Source organism: Pseudomonas sp. MT92, assembly GCF_058792515.1.
Map to the genome: position 1 here is coordinate 299957 of NZ_JBXAFA010000005.1, position 17943 is coordinate 317899.

The 17943-nt window shown below is 60.3% G+C and carries 14 protein-coding genes and 1 pseudogene; 10 read left to right on the plus strand and 5 right to left on the minus strand.

Features of this window, described 5'->3' with window-relative positions:
- Positions 1–182: 182 nt before the first annotated feature.
- The 9 genes and pseudogenes from pcaK to pcaC all read left to right on the plus strand — a co-directional run bounded on the left by pcaK (position 183) and on the right by pcaC (position 8365).
- Entirely contained in the window at positions 183–1529 is a 1347-nt protein-coding gene (gene pcaK / locus AC1Q6D_RS11770; protein WP_047526498.1) for a 4-hydroxybenzoate transporter PcaK, read from the plus strand.
- Between the two features lie 189 nt (positions 1530–1718).
- Positions 1719–1811, plus strand: a pseudogene (locus tag AC1Q6D_RS11775) (CoA-transferase subunit beta); the annotation flags it as partial.
- Complete coding sequence (gene pcaF / locus AC1Q6D_RS11780) at positions 1808–3013, plus strand: 3-oxoadipyl-CoA thiolase (RefSeq protein WP_178083111.1); 1206 nt, start codon at positions 1808–1810, stop codon at positions 3011–3013. The pseudogene AC1Q6D_RS11775 and the gene pcaF, both read left to right, overlap by 4 nt.
- Before the next feature lie 36 nt (positions 3014–3049).
- Positions 3050–3754, plus strand: a complete 705-nt coding sequence (gene pcaH / locus AC1Q6D_RS11785; RefSeq protein ID WP_103403543.1) for a protocatechuate 3,4-dioxygenase subunit beta — start codon at positions 3050–3052, stop codon at positions 3752–3754.
- Position 3755: 1 nt separating this feature from the next.
- Positions 3756–4322 carry a protocatechuate 3,4-dioxygenase subunit alpha gene (pcaG, locus tag AC1Q6D_RS11790; protein ID WP_103403542.1) on the plus strand — a complete coding sequence of 189 codons (567 nt, stop codon included), beginning with the start codon at positions 3756–3758 and terminating at the stop codon, positions 4320–4322.
- A gap of 122 nt (positions 4323–4444) precedes the next feature.
- A complete protein-coding gene (locus AC1Q6D_RS11795) occupies positions 4445–5749 on the plus strand; it encodes an MFS family transporter (protein ID WP_103403541.1) in 1305 nt (434 codons plus the stop codon).
- A gap of 45 nt (positions 5750–5794) precedes the next feature.
- A complete protein-coding gene (locus AC1Q6D_RS11800) occupies positions 5795–7159 on the plus strand; it encodes a 3-carboxy-cis,cis-muconate cycloisomerase (RefSeq protein ID WP_103403540.1) in 1365 nt (454 codons plus the stop codon).
- An 11-nt stretch (positions 7160–7170) separates the two neighbouring features.
- A complete protein-coding gene (pcaD, locus tag AC1Q6D_RS11805) occupies positions 7171–7962 on the plus strand; it encodes a 3-oxoadipate enol-lactonase (RefSeq protein WP_103403539.1) in 792 nt (263 codons plus the stop codon).
- A gap of 10 nt (positions 7963–7972) precedes the next feature.
- Complete coding sequence (gene pcaC / locus AC1Q6D_RS11810) at positions 7973–8365, plus strand: 4-carboxymuconolactone decarboxylase (protein ID WP_047526509.1); 393 nt, start codon at positions 7973–7975, stop codon at positions 8363–8365.
- A gap of 161 nt (positions 8366–8526) precedes the next feature.
- Here pcaC and AC1Q6D_RS11815 read toward each other — a convergent pair whose 3' ends face one another.
- The 4 genes from AC1Q6D_RS11815 to emhA all read right to left on the minus strand — a co-directional run bounded on the left by AC1Q6D_RS11815 (position 8527) and on the right by emhA (position 15925).
- Positions 8527–9786: an OprD family porin gene (locus AC1Q6D_RS11815; protein ID WP_103403538.1), complete on the minus strand. Its 1260-nt coding sequence runs from the start codon at positions 9784–9786 to the stop codon at positions 8527–8529.
- A 356-nt stretch (positions 9787–10142) separates the two neighbouring features.
- Positions 10143–11603, minus strand: coding sequence for an efflux RND transporter outer membrane subunit EmhC (emhC, locus tag AC1Q6D_RS11820; RefSeq protein ID WP_103403537.1), 1461 nt, complete (start codon positions 11601–11603; stop codon positions 10143–10145).
- A complete protein-coding gene (emhB, locus tag AC1Q6D_RS11825; protein WP_103403536.1) occupies positions 11603–14764 on the minus strand; it encodes an efflux RND transporter permease subunit EmhB in 3162 nt (1053 codons plus the stop codon). The genes emhC and emhB overlap by 1 nt, the downstream gene beginning before the upstream one ends.
- A 3-nt stretch (positions 14765–14767) precedes the next feature.
- Positions 14768–15925, minus strand: coding sequence for an efflux RND transporter periplasmic adaptor subunit EmhA (gene emhA / locus AC1Q6D_RS11830; protein ID WP_103403535.1), 1158 nt, complete (start codon positions 15923–15925; stop codon positions 14768–14770).
- Positions 15926–16191: 266 nt separating this feature from the next.
- On the opposite strand from emhA, the gene emhR reads away from it, so the two are divergent.
- Complete coding sequence (emhR, locus tag AC1Q6D_RS11835; protein WP_103403534.1) at positions 16192–16824, plus strand: efflux system transcriptional repressor EmhR; 633 nt, start codon at positions 16192–16194, stop codon at positions 16822–16824.
- Positions 16825–17229: 405 nt separating this feature from the next.
- Here the strand turns inward: emhR and AC1Q6D_RS11840 are convergent, their stop codons facing one another.
- The gene (locus AC1Q6D_RS11840; protein ID WP_103403533.1) at positions 17230–17661 is read right to left on the minus strand and encodes a bleomycin resistance protein; all 432 of its coding nucleotides are present in this window, start codon (positions 17659–17661) and stop codon (positions 17230–17232) included.
- Positions 17662–17943: the final 282 nt, after the last annotated feature.

The window sequence follows — 17943 nt, forward strand, 5'->3', positions numbered from 1 at the left end:
GGACGACGACCCCATAATAATGAGAAGAGGCCCCCCTCATGCGCATGCTCCCTACCTGCAGCCGTTCCCACTGTTTTTCTTGCCAGGCCCGAATCGCCTGATCCCGACACCCCTTTTTCCTGTAACAGCGTCAGCCACGGCTGGCACCTGTTCGACGGCGTTTTTTGCGTGGAATAAAAATAATGAACCAGCCTCAGTCTGCTGTAGGTAACTGCCTCGACGTGCAGTCCTTCATCAACGCTCAACCCATTTCGCGCTATCAGTGGCGAGTGGTGATCCTGTGTTTTCTGATTGTCTTCCTCGATGGCCTCGACACGGCCGCCATGGGGTTCATCGCACCGGCCCTGTCTCAGGACTGGGGCATCGATCGCGCCAGTCTTGGCCCGGTGATGAGTGCGGCACTGATCGGCATGGTGTTCGGCGCGCTGGGCTCCGGCCCTTTGGCTGACCGCTTCGGGCGAAAAGTCGTACTGGTGGGGGCGGTGCTGTTGTTCGGTGCGTTCAGCCTGGCCTCGGCCTACAGCACCAATGTCGACCAGTTGCTCGTGTTGCGTTTCCTGACTGGCCTGGGATTGGGTGCGGGCATGCCCAACGCCACTACGTTGCTGTCGGAATACACCCCGGAGCGCAAGAAATCCTTGCTGGTGACCAGCATGTTCTGCGGTTTCAACCTTGGCATGGCCGGGGGCGGATTTATTTCCGCCAAGTTGATCCCGACGTTCGGCTGGCACAGCTTGTTGCTGATCGGTGGGGTCCTGCCGTTGATCCTCGGCGTCGTGTTGCTGCTGTGGCTGCCGGAATCGGCGCGCTATCTCGTCGTGCGCAACCGTGGCACCGACAAAGTGCGCAAGGCGCTGGCGCCGATCGACCCGACGGTGGTGGCCCAGGCTTCCAGTTTCAGTGTGCCGGAACAGAAAACCGTGAAGGCGCGCAACGTATTCGCGGTGATCTTCTCCGGCACCTACAGCGTCGGCACGCTGTTGTTGTGGCTGACCTACTTCATGGGCCTGGTGATCGTGTACTTGCTGACCAGTTGGCTGCCGACCCTGATGCGTGACAGTGGCGCCAGCATGGAGCAAGCGGCGTTCATCGGCGCACTGTTCCAATTCGGTGGCGTATTGAGTGCCGTGGGCGTGGGTTGGGCGATGGACCGGTTCAATCCACACAAGGTCATCGGCACTTTCTACCTGTTGGCCGGGGTGTTTGCCTACGCGGTAGGGCAGAGCCTGGGCAACATCACGATATTGGCGACCCTGGTGCTGATCGCCGGGATGTGCGTCAACGGTGCACAGTCGGCAATGCCTTCGCTGGCGGCGCGGTTCTATCCGACCCAGGGGCGTGCCACCGGGGTGTCGTGGATGCTCGGCATTGGCCGCTTTGGCGCCATCCTCGGTGCATGGATGGGGGCAACGCTACTGGGCCTGGGCTGGAATTTCGAGCAAGTGCTGACCGCGCTGGTGATTCCGGCGGCGCTCGCCACGACGGCTGTGGTGATCAAGGGCCTGGTCAGTCATGCGGATGCGACCTGACCGATGATCGGTAGTGAGACAACAATGTGTTCGATAGGCGAACGCTCATTCGATTATCGGATTGTTTGGCGTTTTTCAGGGGCTTAATCTTCAGTGATTCCGGCGCTGCGCATCGGCGCCTTTTTCACTGTCGGTTAATACCAAGCGGAAGTCCGCCCCAATGGCTGTTTTGCCGATCACATCGATAGCAGTGCCGACCCGACCGAAGTCGAGCTGACGGCACAGCGTGATCTCGAAGCCCGTACTGCAGCGGCCGACGGCCAAGCCCCAGGAGAAGCATAATGCGTGACGTTTATATCTGCGACGCGATTCGTACCCCCATCGGCCGTTTCGGCGGTGGTCTGTCGGCGGTTCGCGCCGACGACCTGGCCGCCGTGCCAATCAAGGCTTTGATGGCGCGTAATCCGTCGGTGGACTGGAATGCGGTGGACGAGGTGTTCCTCGGCTGCGCCAACCAGGCCGGTGAAGACAACCGCAACGTGGCGCGCATGGCGCTGCTGCTGGCGGGATTGCCGGAGACCATTCCGGGCGTGACCCTCAATCGACTTTGCGCTTCGGGTATGGACGCCATTGGCACCGCATTCCGCGCCATTGCCAGCGGTGAAATGGAGCTGGCGATTGCCGGTGGCGTCGAGTCGATGTCCCGCGCGCCGTTCGTGATGGGCAAGGCCGATGCCGCGTTCTCGCGCAACATGAAGCTCGAAGACACCACCATTGGCTGGCGCTTCATCAACCCGTTGATGAAAGCCCAGTACGGTGTGGATGCGATGCCGCAGACCGCCGACAACGTGGCCGATGACTACGAAGTGTCCCGCGAGGACCAGGACGCTTTCGCCCTGCGTAGCCAGCAACGCACCGCCGTTGCCCAGGCCGCAGGCTTTTTCGCCGAAGAAATCGTCGAAGTGCGCATTGCCCACAAGAAGGGTGAAACCGTGGTCAGTCAGGATGAGCATCCTCGCGCTGACACCACCCTGGAAACCCTGGCCAAACTCAAGCCGGTCAATGGTCCCGATAAAACCGTCACCGCCGGTAACGCTTCGGGCGTGAACGACGGTGCGGCGGCACTGATCCTGGCGTCGGCCGAAGCCGTGAAAAAACACGGCCTGACCGCTCGTGCCAAAGTGCTGGGCATGGCCAGTGCCGGTGTTGCGCCTCGGGTGATGGGCATCGGCCCGGTGCCGGCGGTGCGCAAACTGACCGAACGCCTGGGCGTGGCTGTCAGCGACTTCGACGTGATCGAACTCAACGAAGCCTTCGCCAGCCAGGGTTTGGCGGTGCTGCGCGAGCTGGGGATCGCGGACGACGCACCTCAGGTCAACCCGAACGGTGGCGCCATCGCCTTGGGTCATCCACTGGGCATGAGCGGTGCGCGGTTGGTCTTGACTGCTCTGCATCAACTGGAAAAAACCGGTGGCAAGAAAGGCCTGGCGACCATGTGCGTCGGCGTTGGCCAAGGGCTGGCGTTGGCAATCGAGCGCGTCTGACCCGCTTCGAAGACAAGAACAACAGAGGAATGCTTCATGACTGACAAGCCTGGTTACCGTCGCCCGCAGGAAGGCACTCAGCCGCCGTACCTGCACCCGGCTTACCAATCCACCAACCTGCGCTCGCCGTCCAAGCCTCTGGTGTTCTTGCCTCATTCGCTGTCGGAAATCACCGGGCCGACCATTGGCGCCGAGCGCATCCACGAGCAGGACAATGACCTGACGGCTCAGCATGAGGGCGAGCCGTTGGGTGAGCGCATCATCATCCACGGCCGCGTGCTGGACGAGAATGGTCTGCCGGTACCGGGGATTCTGGTGGAAATCTGGCAGGCCAATGCTGCCGGTCGCTACAACCATGCCCGCGATCTGCACGACGCGCCGCTGGACCCGAATTTCACCGGCACCGGCCGCACCGTCACCGACGCTGATGGCTGGTACCAGTTCCAGACCATCAAGCCCGGTGCCTATCCGTGGGGCAATCACCACAATGCCTGGCGCCCGGCGCACATTCATTTCTCGCTGTTCGGGCCGAGCATTCTGACGCGCCTGGTCACGCAAATGTATTTCCCGGGCGACCCGCTGCTGGCGTACGACCCGATCTATAACTGCGTGCCCGACACCAGTGCCAAAGAACGCTTGATCGCCAGCTTCGACCTGGAAAAAACCATCCCTTCCTACGCCCTCGGTTATCGCTGGGACATCGTTTTGCGCGGCCGCGATGCCACGCCGATGGAGAAATAAGATGACGCTGACTGCGACCACATCCCATACCGTCGGACCTTACTACCACATCGGCCTGACCTGGCTGAACCGCGAAAACCTGACCGTCGAACAGACCCTGGGTGAGCGCGTGGCCATCACCGGGCAGGTGCTCGATGGCAACGGCGACGTTGTCAACGATGCGATGCTGGAAGTCTGGCAGGCCAACGCCGCCGGCAAATACGACCACCCGGAAGACGACCAGGACAAACCCCTGGACCCGAACTTCGAAGGTTTTGGCCGGATACCGGTGGATGCCGAAGGTCGGTTCCGTTTCACCACTATCAAACCGGGCACCGTGGAAGGGCTGAAGTGTACAACCCAGGCGCCGCACCTGGTGGTGCTGGTGTTTGCCCGTGGCTTGGTCAAGCACCTGTTGACGCGGATCTACTTCGATGGCGAGCCTGCTAACGTCGAAGATCCATTGCTCGAATGTGTACCGGCCGAGCGCCGCACTACGCTGCTGGCGAAGCAAGATGCGACCGGGGTTTATCAGTGGAACGTAATCCTGCAAGGCACTGATGCCGAGACAGTGTTTTTTGATTATTGAGTGAACAATGCATTCCCTGTAGGCGCTGGCTTGCCAGCGCCTACAGGGGATTGATGCATCTGCGGAACGGGGCTGTTGCAAAGTGTGTCTAGACTCACACTGTCCCCATTGAGTGAAAAACAATGACAACGACTACTGTTTCAGAACCGCTATACACTGGCGAAGAACGCAATAAGCGGATCTTCGCCATTGTCGGCGCCTCGTCCGGCAACCTGGTTGAATGGTTCGACTTCTACGTCTACGCCTTTTGTGCGATCTATTTCGCGCCTGCCTTCTTTCCGTCCGATAACCCTACGGTGCAGTTGGTCAACACTGCCGGTGTGTTTGCCGCCGGGTTCCTGATGCGGCCGATTGGCGGATGGATTTTTGGCCGAGTCGCGGACAAGCACGGGCGCAAGAATTCGATGCTGATCTCGATTCTGATGATGTGCTTCGGCTCATTGCTCATCGCTTGCCTGCCGACCTACAACAGCATTGGCGTCTGGGCACCGATCATGCTGCTGTTCGCCCGTTTGCTCCAGGGCCTGTCGGTGGGCGGCGAATACGGCACCACCGCCACCTACATGAGCGAAGTCGCGCTCAAGGGCCAGCGTGGTTTCTTCGCTTCATTCCAGTACGTGACGCTGATTGGCGGGCAATTGCTGGCGGTGTCGCTGGTGGTGGTCCTGCAACAGTTCCTCACCGAAGATGACCTGCGTGCCTACGGCTGGCGGATCCCGTTCGTGGTCGGTGCGGTGGCCGCGCTGATTTCGTTGTTCCTGCGTCGTACGCTGAAAGAAACCACCAGCAAGGAAATGCGTGAAAACAAGGACGCCGGCAGCATCACCGCGCTGTTTCGCGACCATAAAGCCGCGTTCATCACCGTGCTCGGCTACACCGCCGGTGGCTCGCTGATTTTCTACACCTTCACCACCTACATGCAGAAGTACCTGGTGAACACCGCCGGCATGCCGGCCAAGACCGCCAGCTACATCATGACGGGCGCACTGTTTCTTTATATGTGCATGCAGCCGCTGTTCGGCATGCTCGCCGACAAGATCGGCCGTCGTAACTCGATGCTCTGGTTCGGCGCCCTCGGTACGCTGTTCACCGTGCCGATCCTGCTGAGCCTGAAAAGTATCAGCAGTCCGTTCCTGGCCTTTGTGCTGATTACCGTGGCGCTGGCGATCGTCAGTTTCTACACCTCGATCAGCGGCCTGGTGAAAGCCGAGATGTTCCCGCCGGAAGTCCGGGCACTGGGCGTCGGCCTGGCGTATGCGGTGGCGAATGCGATCTTTGGCGGTTCGGCGGAATATGTGGCCTTGAGCCTTAAAGCGGGGGGCATGGAAAATTCTTTCTACTGGTACGTGACCGTGATGATGGCGATCGCGTTTCTGTTCAGCCTGCGCCTGCCCAAGCAAGCGAAGTACCTGCATCACGACCTTTGATCCATACCCGCGGGCCCGGGTGGCCCGCGCTTCCAGGGACTGTTTATGAACGAGCGACCGGGCAATCAATTGTTCGATGCCTATTTCACTGCCCGCGATATGCGTGAGGTGTTCTGCGATCAGGGCCGGGTTCAGGCCATGCTCGATTTTGAAGCGGCGCTGGCCCGGGCCGAAGCTCGGGTCGGTCTGATTCCGCACACGGCGGTGGCGCCGATCGAGGCCGCCTGCCAGGCCGGGCATTACGATTTTGCGGCTCTCGGCGAAGCCATTGCCACGGCGGGTAATTCGGCGATTCCGTTGGTCAAGGCCTTGGGCAAACAGATCGCCGCGAACGATGCCCAGGCCGAGCGCTATGTGCACTTGGGCGCCACCAGTCAGGACGTGATGGACAGCGGTCTGGTCCTGCAATTGCGTCGCGCACTGCAACTGATCGACAGCGATCTGGCGCAACTGGGCCAGACGCTCGCCACCCAGGCCCAACGATATGCGGCCACGCCACTGGCCGGGCGCACCTGGTTGCAACACGCAACGCCGGTCACCCTGGGCATGAAGATCGCTGGCTGGCTGGGTGCAGTCACCCGTAGCCGCCAGCGTTTGCTCGAACTCAAACCGCGTTTGCTGGTGCTGCAATTCGGTGGCGCTTCGGGAACCCTCGCAGCACTCGGTGAGCAGGCGATGCCGATTGCCCAGGCCTTGGCCGAGGAACTGCGCCTGACCTTGCCCGATCAACCCTGGCACACCCAGCGTGATCGTCTGGTGGAGTTCGGTTCGGTGCTGGGATTGATCGCTGGCAGTCTCGGCAAGCTCGGGCGTGACATCAGCCTGTTGATGCAGACCGAAGCCGCCGAAGTGTTCGAGCCCTCGGCTCCCGGCAAGGGCGGTTCCTCGACCATGCCGCATAAGCGCAACCCCGTGGGCGCGGCGGTACTGATCGGCGCCGCGACTCGCGTGCCGGGCTTGCTCTCGACGCTGTTCAGCGCCATGCCGCAGGAACACGAGCGCAGCCTGGGGCTGTGGCATGCCGAGTGGGAAACCCTGCCGGAGATTTGCTGCCTGGTGTCCGGCAGCCTGAAACAAGCGCTGTTGGTGACCCAAGGCCTGGAAGTGGATGCCGGGCGAATGGCCCGTAACCTCGACCTGACCCAGGGCCTGGTGCTTGCCGAAGCGGTGAGCATCGTCCTCGCACAACGGGTGGGGCGCGATACGGCGCATCATCTGTTGGAGCAATGCTGCAAACGCGCGGTGGCCGAACACCGGCACCTGCGCGCGGTGCTCGGCGACGAGCCGCAAGTGACCGCCGAGCTGTCGGCGGCTGAACTCGATCATCTGTTGGACCCCGCCCATTACCTCGGTCAGGCCCGTACCTGGGTCGAGCGAGCGGTGGCTGAACATTCTGCATTGACTGCCTGAAGGAGATTGCTGTGGCTTTCGTACAACTCGCCGAGGGCGAATTGCATTACCAACTCGACGGCCCGGCCAATGCGCCGGTGCTGGTGCTGTCCAACTCCCTGGGCACTGACCTGCACATGTGGGACGCGCAAATGCCGGCCTTCACCGAGCATTTCCGCGTATTGCGTTTCGATACCCGTGGCCATGGCCAGTCGCTGGTGACGCCGGGCCCGTACAGCATCGAGCAACTGGGCCACGACGTGCTCGCGCTGCTCGATGCCTTGCACATCGAGCGTGCGCATTTCTGTGGCTTGTCCATGGGCGGCTTGATCGGCCAGTGGCTGGGGATCAATGCCGGCGAACGCTTGAATTCGCTAGTGGTGTGCAACACCTCGGCGAAAATCGGCGAACTGTCGGTGTGGAATCCGCGCATCGAAACCGTGCTGCGTGACGGCCCTGCGGCCATGGTTGCCTTGCGCGATGCGTCGATTGCTCGCTGGTTCACTCCGGACTTCTCCGCCGCCAACCCGACGGCGGCCAAGCAGATCACCGACATGCTGGCGGCCACTTCACCCGAAGGCTATGCAGCCAACTGCGCGGCGGTACGCGATGCCGATTTCCGCGATCAATTGGGCTCGATCAAGGTGCCACTGCTGGTGATCGCCGGAACCGAAGACGCGGTAACGCCGCCGTCCGGTGGGCACTTCATTCAGGAGCATGTGGCCGGCGCCGAGTACGCCGAGTTCTATGCCGCGCATTTGTCCAACGTTCAGGCCGGCGCCGCGTTCAGCGAGCGGGTTCTTGCGTTTTTGTTGGCTCATTAAGGGGACTGTCGTGGACGAAAAACAACGTTACGACGAGGGCATGAAAGTCCGTCGCGCGGTACTGGGCGACGCCCACGTCGACCGCAGCCTGACCGCGTTGACCGAGTTCAACTCGGAGTTTCAGGAAATGATCACCCGCCACGCCTGGGGCGACATCTGGACCCGCCCGGGCCTGCCGCGCCACACCCGCAGCCTGATCACCATCGCCATGCTGATCGGCATGAACCGCGAGGGGGAGCTCAAACTGCACCTGCGCGCCGCCGCCAACAATGGCGTCAGCCGTGGCGAGATCAAGGAAGTAATCATGCAGAGCGCGATTTACTGCGGCATTCCGGCAGCCAACGCCACGTTCCACCTGGCCGAGTCGGTGTGGGATGAATTGGGGATTGAGTCGCGGGAGTGATCCTGGTTGTTTTCGGTGCCTGAGCTGACGCTATCGCTGGAGGGCCAGCTCCCACAGTGGTCCGATGTGAACGCCAATTCTGTGGTCACTGAAGATCCCTGTGGGAGCTGGCCTGCCAGCGATGGCGTCGGTGAGATCGCCATCGCTGGCAAGCCATGCTCCTACAACAGGCTGATCGGATAGCTGATGATCAGGCGGTTCTCATCGAACTCGTTGTTGCTGTAATCCCGGCGCATGGTCGAGTTGCGCCATTTCAGGTTCAGGTTCTTCAGCGCACCGCTCTGCACGGTGTAGCCCAGTTCACTTTCACGTCCCCATTCCTTGCCGTCGGTAATGCTGCCGGTATGCACGTTGTCGCCGCTGATGTAGCGGTTCATCAGGGTCAGGCCCGGCACGCCGAGGGCGACGAAGTTGTAGTCGTGACGCACTTGCCAGGATTTTTCCCGGGCATTGTCGTAGCTGGAGTTGTAACTGTCGTTGGCCAGGGTGCCGCCGCTGGTGCCGTTGACCCGCATCCACGGACTGTCGCCGGTGAGTTTCTGCAGGCCGACGTAAAAGGTGTTGCCGCCGTACTTGGCCGAGAACAGGCCAAACAGGGTTTTGTTGTCCAGTTGGCCGGCGCGGGCGCTGCCGTCATCCTTGCCGTAGAAGAAACCGAGGTTGGCGCCCAGGGTCCAGTCACCCAATGGCTGGCTGTGCACCAGGTTGATGAATTGCTGGCTGTAGATGTCCTTGAGTTCAGCGTTCCACACACCGATCTGGGTGCGTTTTTCGTTGAACTGGTATTCGCCGCCCTGGAAGTTGAATCGATCAGAGGTGAACGCCGCTTTGCCGGTCATCGACATGTCGCTCATGCTGCTGTCGTCGCGTGGGCTGTTCTGCCGGAACTGACCGCCGTAGAGCGTCAGGCCGTCGATTTCCTTCGAGGTGATCTGGCCGCCGCGGAAGGTTTGCGGCAGAGAGCGCCCGTCATCCGAACGCAGGATCGGCAGCACCGGCATCCAGTCGCCCACCTTTGCCTCGGTCTGCGACAGCTTGGCCTTGAACGCCACGTTGGTGCGACCGAAGTTATCCGCCGGGCGACCATCGTGGTCCAGCGGCAGCAACTGCGTGCCACCGGTGCCTTTGCCGCCGTCGAGTTTCACCGAGTACAGCCCCAGCACATCCATGCCGAAGCCGACGGTGCCCTGGGTGAACCCGGATTTGGCATCGAGAATGAAACTCTGCGTCCACTCCTCGGCCTTGCCTTGAGCCTTGGTCGGGTTGGTGAAGTTGCGGTTGATGTAGAAGTTGCGCAGGTTCAGGTTGACCTTGGCGCCTTCGACAAAGCCCGACTCTTCGGCCTGGGCAGGCAGGGTCGCGCTGGCCAGGGCGATGGCGATCAGGCTGGGTACGAAATACGGCGCGTTGGAAGGCGTCATGGGCTCGGGTCTCTCTAATTCTTGTGGATGAATGGGGGCATGCCGCAACCCGCTGGGTGCAGACAAAAAAACTCGGTCAATTCGGGGTGGAACCTGGGTATCAGCCGGACAGGGCAGGGCGCGGGGACATGGTGTCGAACCTGTTGTTATTGGTTTTGTGGTTCGGATGGTGCTTGGAATGTACTGGATGGTTCAATCTGTGAAAGCGGGTTCTGGGCGATAATCGAACGCAAGATTCAATATGGATAGGCGGTGAGTGTGCTTGCCGGCGATGGGGCACTGCCTGACGACAAAACTTTTCTCGCCGCCAACAAAAAGCCCACCAAAAGGTGGGCTTCCTGTCATTCGGGGCGCTATCAGAAATACTTCATCTTCGGCGCTTCTTCCTTCAACGGCTCGTTCTTCGCCGTCTGTTCGTTCCAGCCACCCCCCAGTGCCTTGTACAGATTGACCTGGCTGACCAGTTGCGCCAGACGATCGGTGACCAGCGCTTGTTGGGCGCTGAACAGCTGGCGCTGGGCATCGAGGAAGGTCAGGTTGCTGTCGACACCGATGCGGTAGCGGCGTTCGGCCAGGCGGTAGTAGTCCTGGTTGGCACTGACGAAGTCTTGCTGTGCCTGCAACTGCTGAACATAGGTCTGGCGCGCGGCCAGGCCATCGGCGACTTCCTGGAAGGCCGTTTGAATGGACTTCTCGTAGTTCGCCACGCCGATGTCTTTCTGGATCTTCGAGTAGTCCAGGCTGGCGCTCAGGCTGCCGGCGTTGAAGATCGGCAGGTTGATCTGCGGCTGGAACAGCCAGGTGCCCGAACCGCCCTTGAACAGACCGGACAGGTCCGGGCTCAGGGTCCCGGCGTTGGCCGTCAGGCTGATGCTCGGGAAGAACGCGGCCCGCGCGGCGCCAATGTTGGCGTTGGCGGCCTTGAGGTTGTATTCGGCCTGGAGGATGTCCGGACGACGTTGCAGCAAGTCCGACGGCAGGCCTGGCGGTACATCGGCCAGCAGTTCGTCAGACAACGGTCTGGCGGCGGGCAGGTTGGCCGGGATGCCGGTGCCAAGCAGCAGCACCAGGCTGTTTTCATCCTGGGCGACCTGGCGGGTGTACTTGGCCAATTGCGCACGGGCGTTTTCCACCGAGGTACGCGACTGCGCCAGGTCCAGGGCCGAGGCGACCCCCACTTCGTTGCTGCGGGCGGTGAGCTTGTAGCTCTCCTCGAACGCGCCGAGGGTGTCCTGGGTGACCTTCAGCAGTTCCTTGTCGGCCTGCCAGGTCAGGTAAGCGTTGGCCACACTGGCCACCAGGCTGATCTGCGTGCTTCGACGGCCTTCTTCGGTGGCGAAGTATCTCTGCAAGGCTTCTTCGCTCAGGCTTCGCACCCGACCGAACAGGTCGAGCTCATACGCGCTGATACCGACCGTTGCCGAGTAGGAGCTGTTGATGCCAGCCTGACCGGTTTGCGAGGAGTCGGCCGGAACGCGTTGGCGGCTACCGCTGCCATTGGCTGAAACGGCCGGGAACAGGTCGGCGCGCTGGATGCGGTATTGAGCCGCGAAGGCGTCGATGTTCAGGGCCGCGACACGCAGGTCTCGGTTGTTTTCCAGGGCGACCTGGATCAACTGCTGCAGCGCCGGATCGTGGAAAAACTGCTTCCAGCCTTGTTCCGCGGCGGCCTGGGCAGGCGCCTGGGCTGGCGAATACGCCGGCCCCTGCGGGTATTGATCCGCCACTGGCGCTTGCGGCTGCTGATAATCAGGTATCAGCGAGCAGCCACCCAGTACGAAGGCGGCGACTGCCAGGGAGAGTAGCGACTTGCTCATTAGCCAGCCTCTTTAGGAGTTTCAGTGGCGTCGTCCTGGTCGGCGTTTTTACGCTGGCCCATGGACGACACGGTGACGAAGAACAGTGGGACCCAGAAGATCGCCAGCACAGTGGCCGTGATCATACCGCCAATCACCCCGGTACCGATGGCATGCTGGCTACCGGAACCCGCACCCGTGGAAATAGCCAGTGGTACCACACCGAGAACGAAGGCGAGCGAGGTCATGATGATCGGTCGCAGACGCATGCGGCAGGCTTCGATCGCCGCATCGCGCAGGCTGCGTCCCTGTTCGTGGAGTTCCTTGGCGAATTCGACGATCAGAATGGCGTTTTTCGCCGCCAGACCGATGGTCGTCAACAGACCCACCTGGAAGTACACGTCGTTGGACAGTCCGCGCAGGCTGGTGGCCATCAGCGCACCAATGATCCCCAGCGGCACCACCAACATCACCGCGATCGGAATCGACCAGCTTTCATACAACGCGGCCAGACACAGGAACACCATCAGCAGCGACAGGGCGTACAACGCCGGTGCCTGGGAACCGGACAAACGTTCCTCATAGGACAGGCCGGTCCAGGAAATACCGACACCGGCCGGCAGTTTCTGGGCTATGGCTTCGACTTCGGCCATGGCTTCACCGGTGGAATAACCCGGCGCCGGGGCACCGAGGATTTCCATCGCTTCCACGCCGTTGTAACGGGCCAGTTTCGGCGAGCCGTAGATCCACTCGCCCTTGGCGAACGCCGAGAACGGAACCATGGTGCCGGCGCTGTTACGCACGTACCACTTCTTCAGGTCCTCCGGGCTCATGCGTGACCCCGGCTGGCCTTGCACGTACACCTTCTTCACCCGACCGCGGTCGATGAAGTCGTTGACGTAGCTACTGCCCAGGGCAATCGATAGGGTGTTGTTGATGTCGGCGATGGTGATGCCCAGGGCACTGGCCTTCTCGTCATCGATTTCCAATTGATATTGCGGTTCGTCGTTCAGGCCGTTCGGACGCACTTGCGACAACACTTTGCTTTGCGCGGCCATGCCGAGGAACTGGTTGCGGGCTTGCATCAGCTTTTCGTGACCGATACCGGCGCGATCTTGCAGGAACACGTCGAAACCGGTGGCGTTACCCAGTTCCAGTACGGCCGGTGGCGCGAAGGCGAACACCATGGCATCGCGGAACGTGAAGAAGTGCTGCTGGGCGCGGGCCGCGACCTTGAACACGTTGTTGTCGGCGTTACGTTCATGCCAGGGTCTGAGCATGATGAACGCCATGCCCGAACTCTGGCCACGACCGGCGAAGTTGAAACCGGTCACGGTAAACACCGAGTTCACCGCATCGCCTTCACCGCCATCCTTGCCGGGGCGCAGCAGGAATTCACGCATCTCGTCCACCACCACCTGGGTGCGCTGGGCGGTCGAGCCGGCAGGCGTCTGCACCTGGGCGAACAATACGCCCTGGTCTTCTTCCGGCAGGAACGCCGTTGGAATACGGGTGAACAGCCAGATCATGCCGACCACGATCAGCAGGTAAGCCAGCAGGTACGGGGCCTTGTTCGCGAGCATGCTGCCCACGCCACGCTCGTAACGGCGTACGCCACGGTCGAAGTTGCGGTTGAACCAGCCGAAGAAGCCGCGTTTTGGCGTGCCGTGCTCGCCTTTCGGAATCGCCTTGAGCATGGTGGCGCACAGCGCCGGGGTGAAGATCAGGGCAACCAGTACCGACAGGGCCATGGCCGAGACGATGGTGATCGAGAACTGCTTGTAGATTACACCGGTGGAGCCGCTGAAGAACGCCATCGGCAGCAGTACCGCCGAGAGCACCAGGGCGATACCGACCAGGGCGCCCTGGATCTGGCCCATGGATTTCTTGGTGGCTTCCTTGGGCGACAGGCCTTCCTCGCTCATGACCCGTTCGACGTTCTCCACCACGACGATGGCATCGTCCACCAGCAAGCCGATGGCCAGGACCATACCGAACATGGTCAGGGTGTTGATGCTGAAACCGGCCGCCGCGAGGATGCCGAACGTACCGAGCAACACCACCGGCACGGTCATCGTGGTGATGACGGTGGCGCGGAAGTTCTGCAGGAACAGGAACATCACCAGGAACACCAGCACGATCGCTTCAACCAGGGTTTCAACCACACCCTTGATCGACTCGGTCACCACCGGGGTGGTGTCGTACGGGAATACCACTTCCATCCCTTGTGGGAAAAATGGCTTGAGGCTGTCGATGGTCTTGCGCAGGGCTTTGGCTGTATCGAGGGCGTTGGCACCGTTGGCCAGTTTCACCGCCAGGCCAGAAGCCGGAGCGCCGTTGAACTGGGCGTTGATGCTGTAGTTCTCGCCACCCAGACCGACTTCGGCGACATCCTTGAGGCGAACCTGGGAACCGTCCTTGTTGACCTTGAGCAGAATTTTGTTGAACTGCTCGGCGGTCTGCAGGCGGGTCTTGCCAATGATCGTGGCGTTGAGCTGCGTGCCGGGCAGGGCAGGCAGGCCGCCGAGCTGGCCGGACGAAATCTGCACGTTTTGCGCGGCAATCGCCGTTTTGACGTCGATCGGGGTCAGGTTGTAGTTGTTCAACTTGGCCGGGTCGAGCCAGATGCGCATGGCGTACTGCGAACCGAATACCTGGAAGTCACCGACACCGGCGGTCCGGGAGATCGGGTCCTGCATGTTCGACACGATGTAGTTGGACAGGTCGTCCTTGGTCATGCTGCCATCGCGCGAGACCACGCCAATCACCAGCAGGAAGTTCTTCACTGCCTTGGTCACGCGGATACCTTGCTGCTGCACTTCTTGCGGCAGCAGCGGGGTGGCCAGGTTCAGCTTGTTCTGCACCTGAACCTGCGCGGTATCGGAGTTGGTGCCTTGCTCGAAGGTCGCGGTGATGGTCATGGTGCCGTCGGAGTTACTTTCCGAAGACACATAACGCAGGTTGTCGATACCGTTGAGCTGTTGCTCGATCACTTGCACCACGGTGTCCTGCACGGTCTGCGCGGAAGCACCCGGGTAGGTCACGGAAATGGCGATGGCCGGAGGCGCAATGCTCGGGTACTGGTTGATCGGCAGTTTGAGGATCGAGAGTGCCCCGACCAGCATGATCACCAGGGCAATCACCCAGGCGAAAATCGGACGGTCGATGAAAAATTTTGACATGAGTTACTCCCCTTTGCCGCCGGCGGCTTTGTCAGCTGCCTGAGCGGGGGCCGGGTTCTTTGCGGCAACGTTGGTCGCTTCGCTGGCTTTGACTTCCACGCCAGGCTTGACGTATTGCAGGCCTTCGGTGATCAACCGATCGCCGGCCTTCAGACCGTCTTCGACCAGCCATTGATTGCCGACGGTACGGCTGGCCTTGAGCTGGCGCAGTTCGACCTTGTTGTCGGGGCCGACGACCAGCGCGGTCGGGCTGCCTTTGAGGTCGCGAGTCACGCCCTGTTGCGGCGCCAGAATCGCCGCACTGTTCACGCCGGCCTGCAATTGGGCGTGCACGAACATGCCCGGCAGCAGCGTATGGTCAGGGTTGGGGAACACGGCGCGAAGGGTCACGGAACCGGTGGTCTGGTCAACCGAGACTTCGGAGAACTCCAGCTTGCCGTCCAGCTTGTACTGGCTGCCGTCCTCAAGGGTCAGCTTGACCTTGGCGGCATTGTCGCCAGCCTTTTGCAGGCGACCGCTTTCCAGTTCGCGGCGCAGTTCAAGCAGTTCGACCGAGGATTGCGTCACGTCGACATAGATCGGGTCCAGTTGCTGAATCACGGCCATGGCTTCGAGTTGACCGTTGCTGACCAGCGCGCCCTCGGTCACCGACGAACGACCGATACGGCCGGTCAACGGCGCGTAAACCTTGGTGTAGCGCACATTAATCTGGGCGCTTTGCAGCGCGGCTTCCGATTGCAGGCGGTTGGCCACGGCGGTGTCGTATTCCTGACGGCTTACGGCCTGCTCATCAACCAGTTGCCTGTAGCGGTCGGAGATCGATTTGGTCGAACGCAGGTTGGCTTCTGCGCTTTTGAGCGTCGCTTCATAGATCGAGGGATCGATTTGATACAACTGCTGGCCGGCTTTGACATCGCTGCCTTCCTTGAACATCCGCTTGAGGATGATGCCGTTGACCTGCGGACGGACCTCAGCGATGCGGAACGCGCTGGTGCGGCCCGGAAGATCAGAGGTCAAGGTGAAAGATTGCGGTTGCAGGGTGACGACGCCGACCTGAGGCGGTGGTGCAGCCGGGGCTGCCTCTTCCTTTTTACATCCGCTGAGCAATGATGCCAGGGCGATGGCGGCGACCAGAGCGGTAACAGCTGGCTTGAATTGCATGAAAATCCTCGGGTCAGGCGCGCAAGACACGCACAAGAAAAGATGGAAGGTTAAAAATGGATGCCGGGTGGATAAGTAGCTTGCTAAGGAATATACTTACGTTCATGGTTGTTTGTAAATACCTTGGCACTGTACCCGCACCGTTACAGGCGCCGTTTAAAGGCTCGAATTGTTTGCCCGGGGACGATACCCAAGAGCGCTCGCCCTACTTTTATTCAGCTGATCGTCAAGCATCGCTGAAGCATCCTGATTGAGGTTGTACTGCCATGGTTCGTCGTACCAAAGAGGAAGCTCAAGAAACGCGCAGCCAGATACTCGAGGCGGCCGAGAAAGCCTTCTATGAAAGGGGCGTGGCGCGCACGACGCTGGCCGACATCGCGACCCTGGCCGGCGTCACGCGCGGGGCCATCTATTGGCATTTCAGCAACAAGGCGGATCTGGTTCAGGCCATGCTCGATACCTTGCATGAACCACTGGACGAAATGGCCAAAGCCAGCGAAAACGAAGACGAACCTGATCCACTGGGCTGCATGCGCAATTTGTTGATTCATTTGTTTCATCAGATTGCCATGGACCCGAAAACCCGACGCATCAATGAGATTCTTTTTCATAAGTGCGAATTCACCGATGAAATGTGCGACCTGCGTCAGCAACGCGTGTCCGCCAGCCTCGACTGCAATGTGCGGATCAGCGTGGCGCTGAGAAATGCAGTGAATCGTGGGCAGTTGCCGGAAAACCTCGACACCGCCCGGGCGGCCATCAGTTTGCACGCCTATATCGATGGCATCCTGTACCAGTGGCTATTGGCACCCGACAGCTTCGAACTGCACACCGAAGCCGAACGCTGGGCCGATACAGGGTTGGACATGCTGCGCCTGAGCCCCAGCCTGCGTAATTGAAACAAAATGCTTAATCGGTTCCGCGTGTGTCAACCATTGAAGCCGCAGATGAACAGTTCTTCACCCGCTTTGCGCTAATGGGGTGCTTTTATATACGTACGTTCACCCGGATGACAGGTGGTCAGCTACGTAATTTGTAGGAATTTTGTGTCGATTCTGTGGGCAGTGGGTGCACTTGGCATAAAACCGCAGCAAAACACCGCACTCTGCAGGAGCGATCCTGCTCGCGATGGTGGTGGGTCAATCGACCGAAAATTGAATGCCATCGCCGACCTCAGACTTTCGTTCAGCTAATGGCTAATTGCACGGACTTGCCCACCCATTTGCATTCGAGCTGACCAGTCATTTGCATCGGATTTGACCGGTAGAGATCGATCCTAAACGGACGGTCGCCTTAGCCTGAGTTCAGATTGAACAAACCGGGCGCTCTCCCAAACGCTCTACCAACCTTACGAGATAGCCATCAGGATCCTGGACAATGAATTCGCGCTGACCGACTTCCACATTGTCAGCCCGATACCAGGTGTCTTTGCATTCTCGATAGAGTGGAAATCCAGCCTGACCAAGTTTTTGGATGATCGGGCCGACAGCCACAACGTCAATCTGGAGGTTGATGCCTCTTCCAAACGGCTTACTTAGAGGGGCAGTTAGCCATTGGCCTGCGTCCGGGTCAGCCTGCTCAAGCATTACTTGCGCACCGTTCGAGTCGAGGTAAACGAATCCGTCTTCTGGGCGTTGATAAGCCACTTCAAATCCTAGGCAAGAAACCCAAAAGGCCAGACTGCTATCCAGGTCAGTGACCATTAACTCTGGAACCAGTTTGCTACGTTCGAACATGAGATGACTTCCATTTCAATCGGCTCATTCGCCGGGGGGCAGTGTAAAAAGCTGATTCGCGAAATCAGCCTGTGCTCTTCTGGCACGGCGCCACAGGAGAAGGTGGTGAGCATCATGATGCATGCTCGGCTGAGTATTATCGAGTCGAGTTGAATGGCGGCTTCTGGCCGTTCTACATCCGATATTGCGATTTCGTAATTAAACGAAACTAAACAAGGGCGCACTGGCACAAGAGGGTGCAGCGGCAAGGTGTCCGCTGTCCTGGGACTGAGGACACCTTGA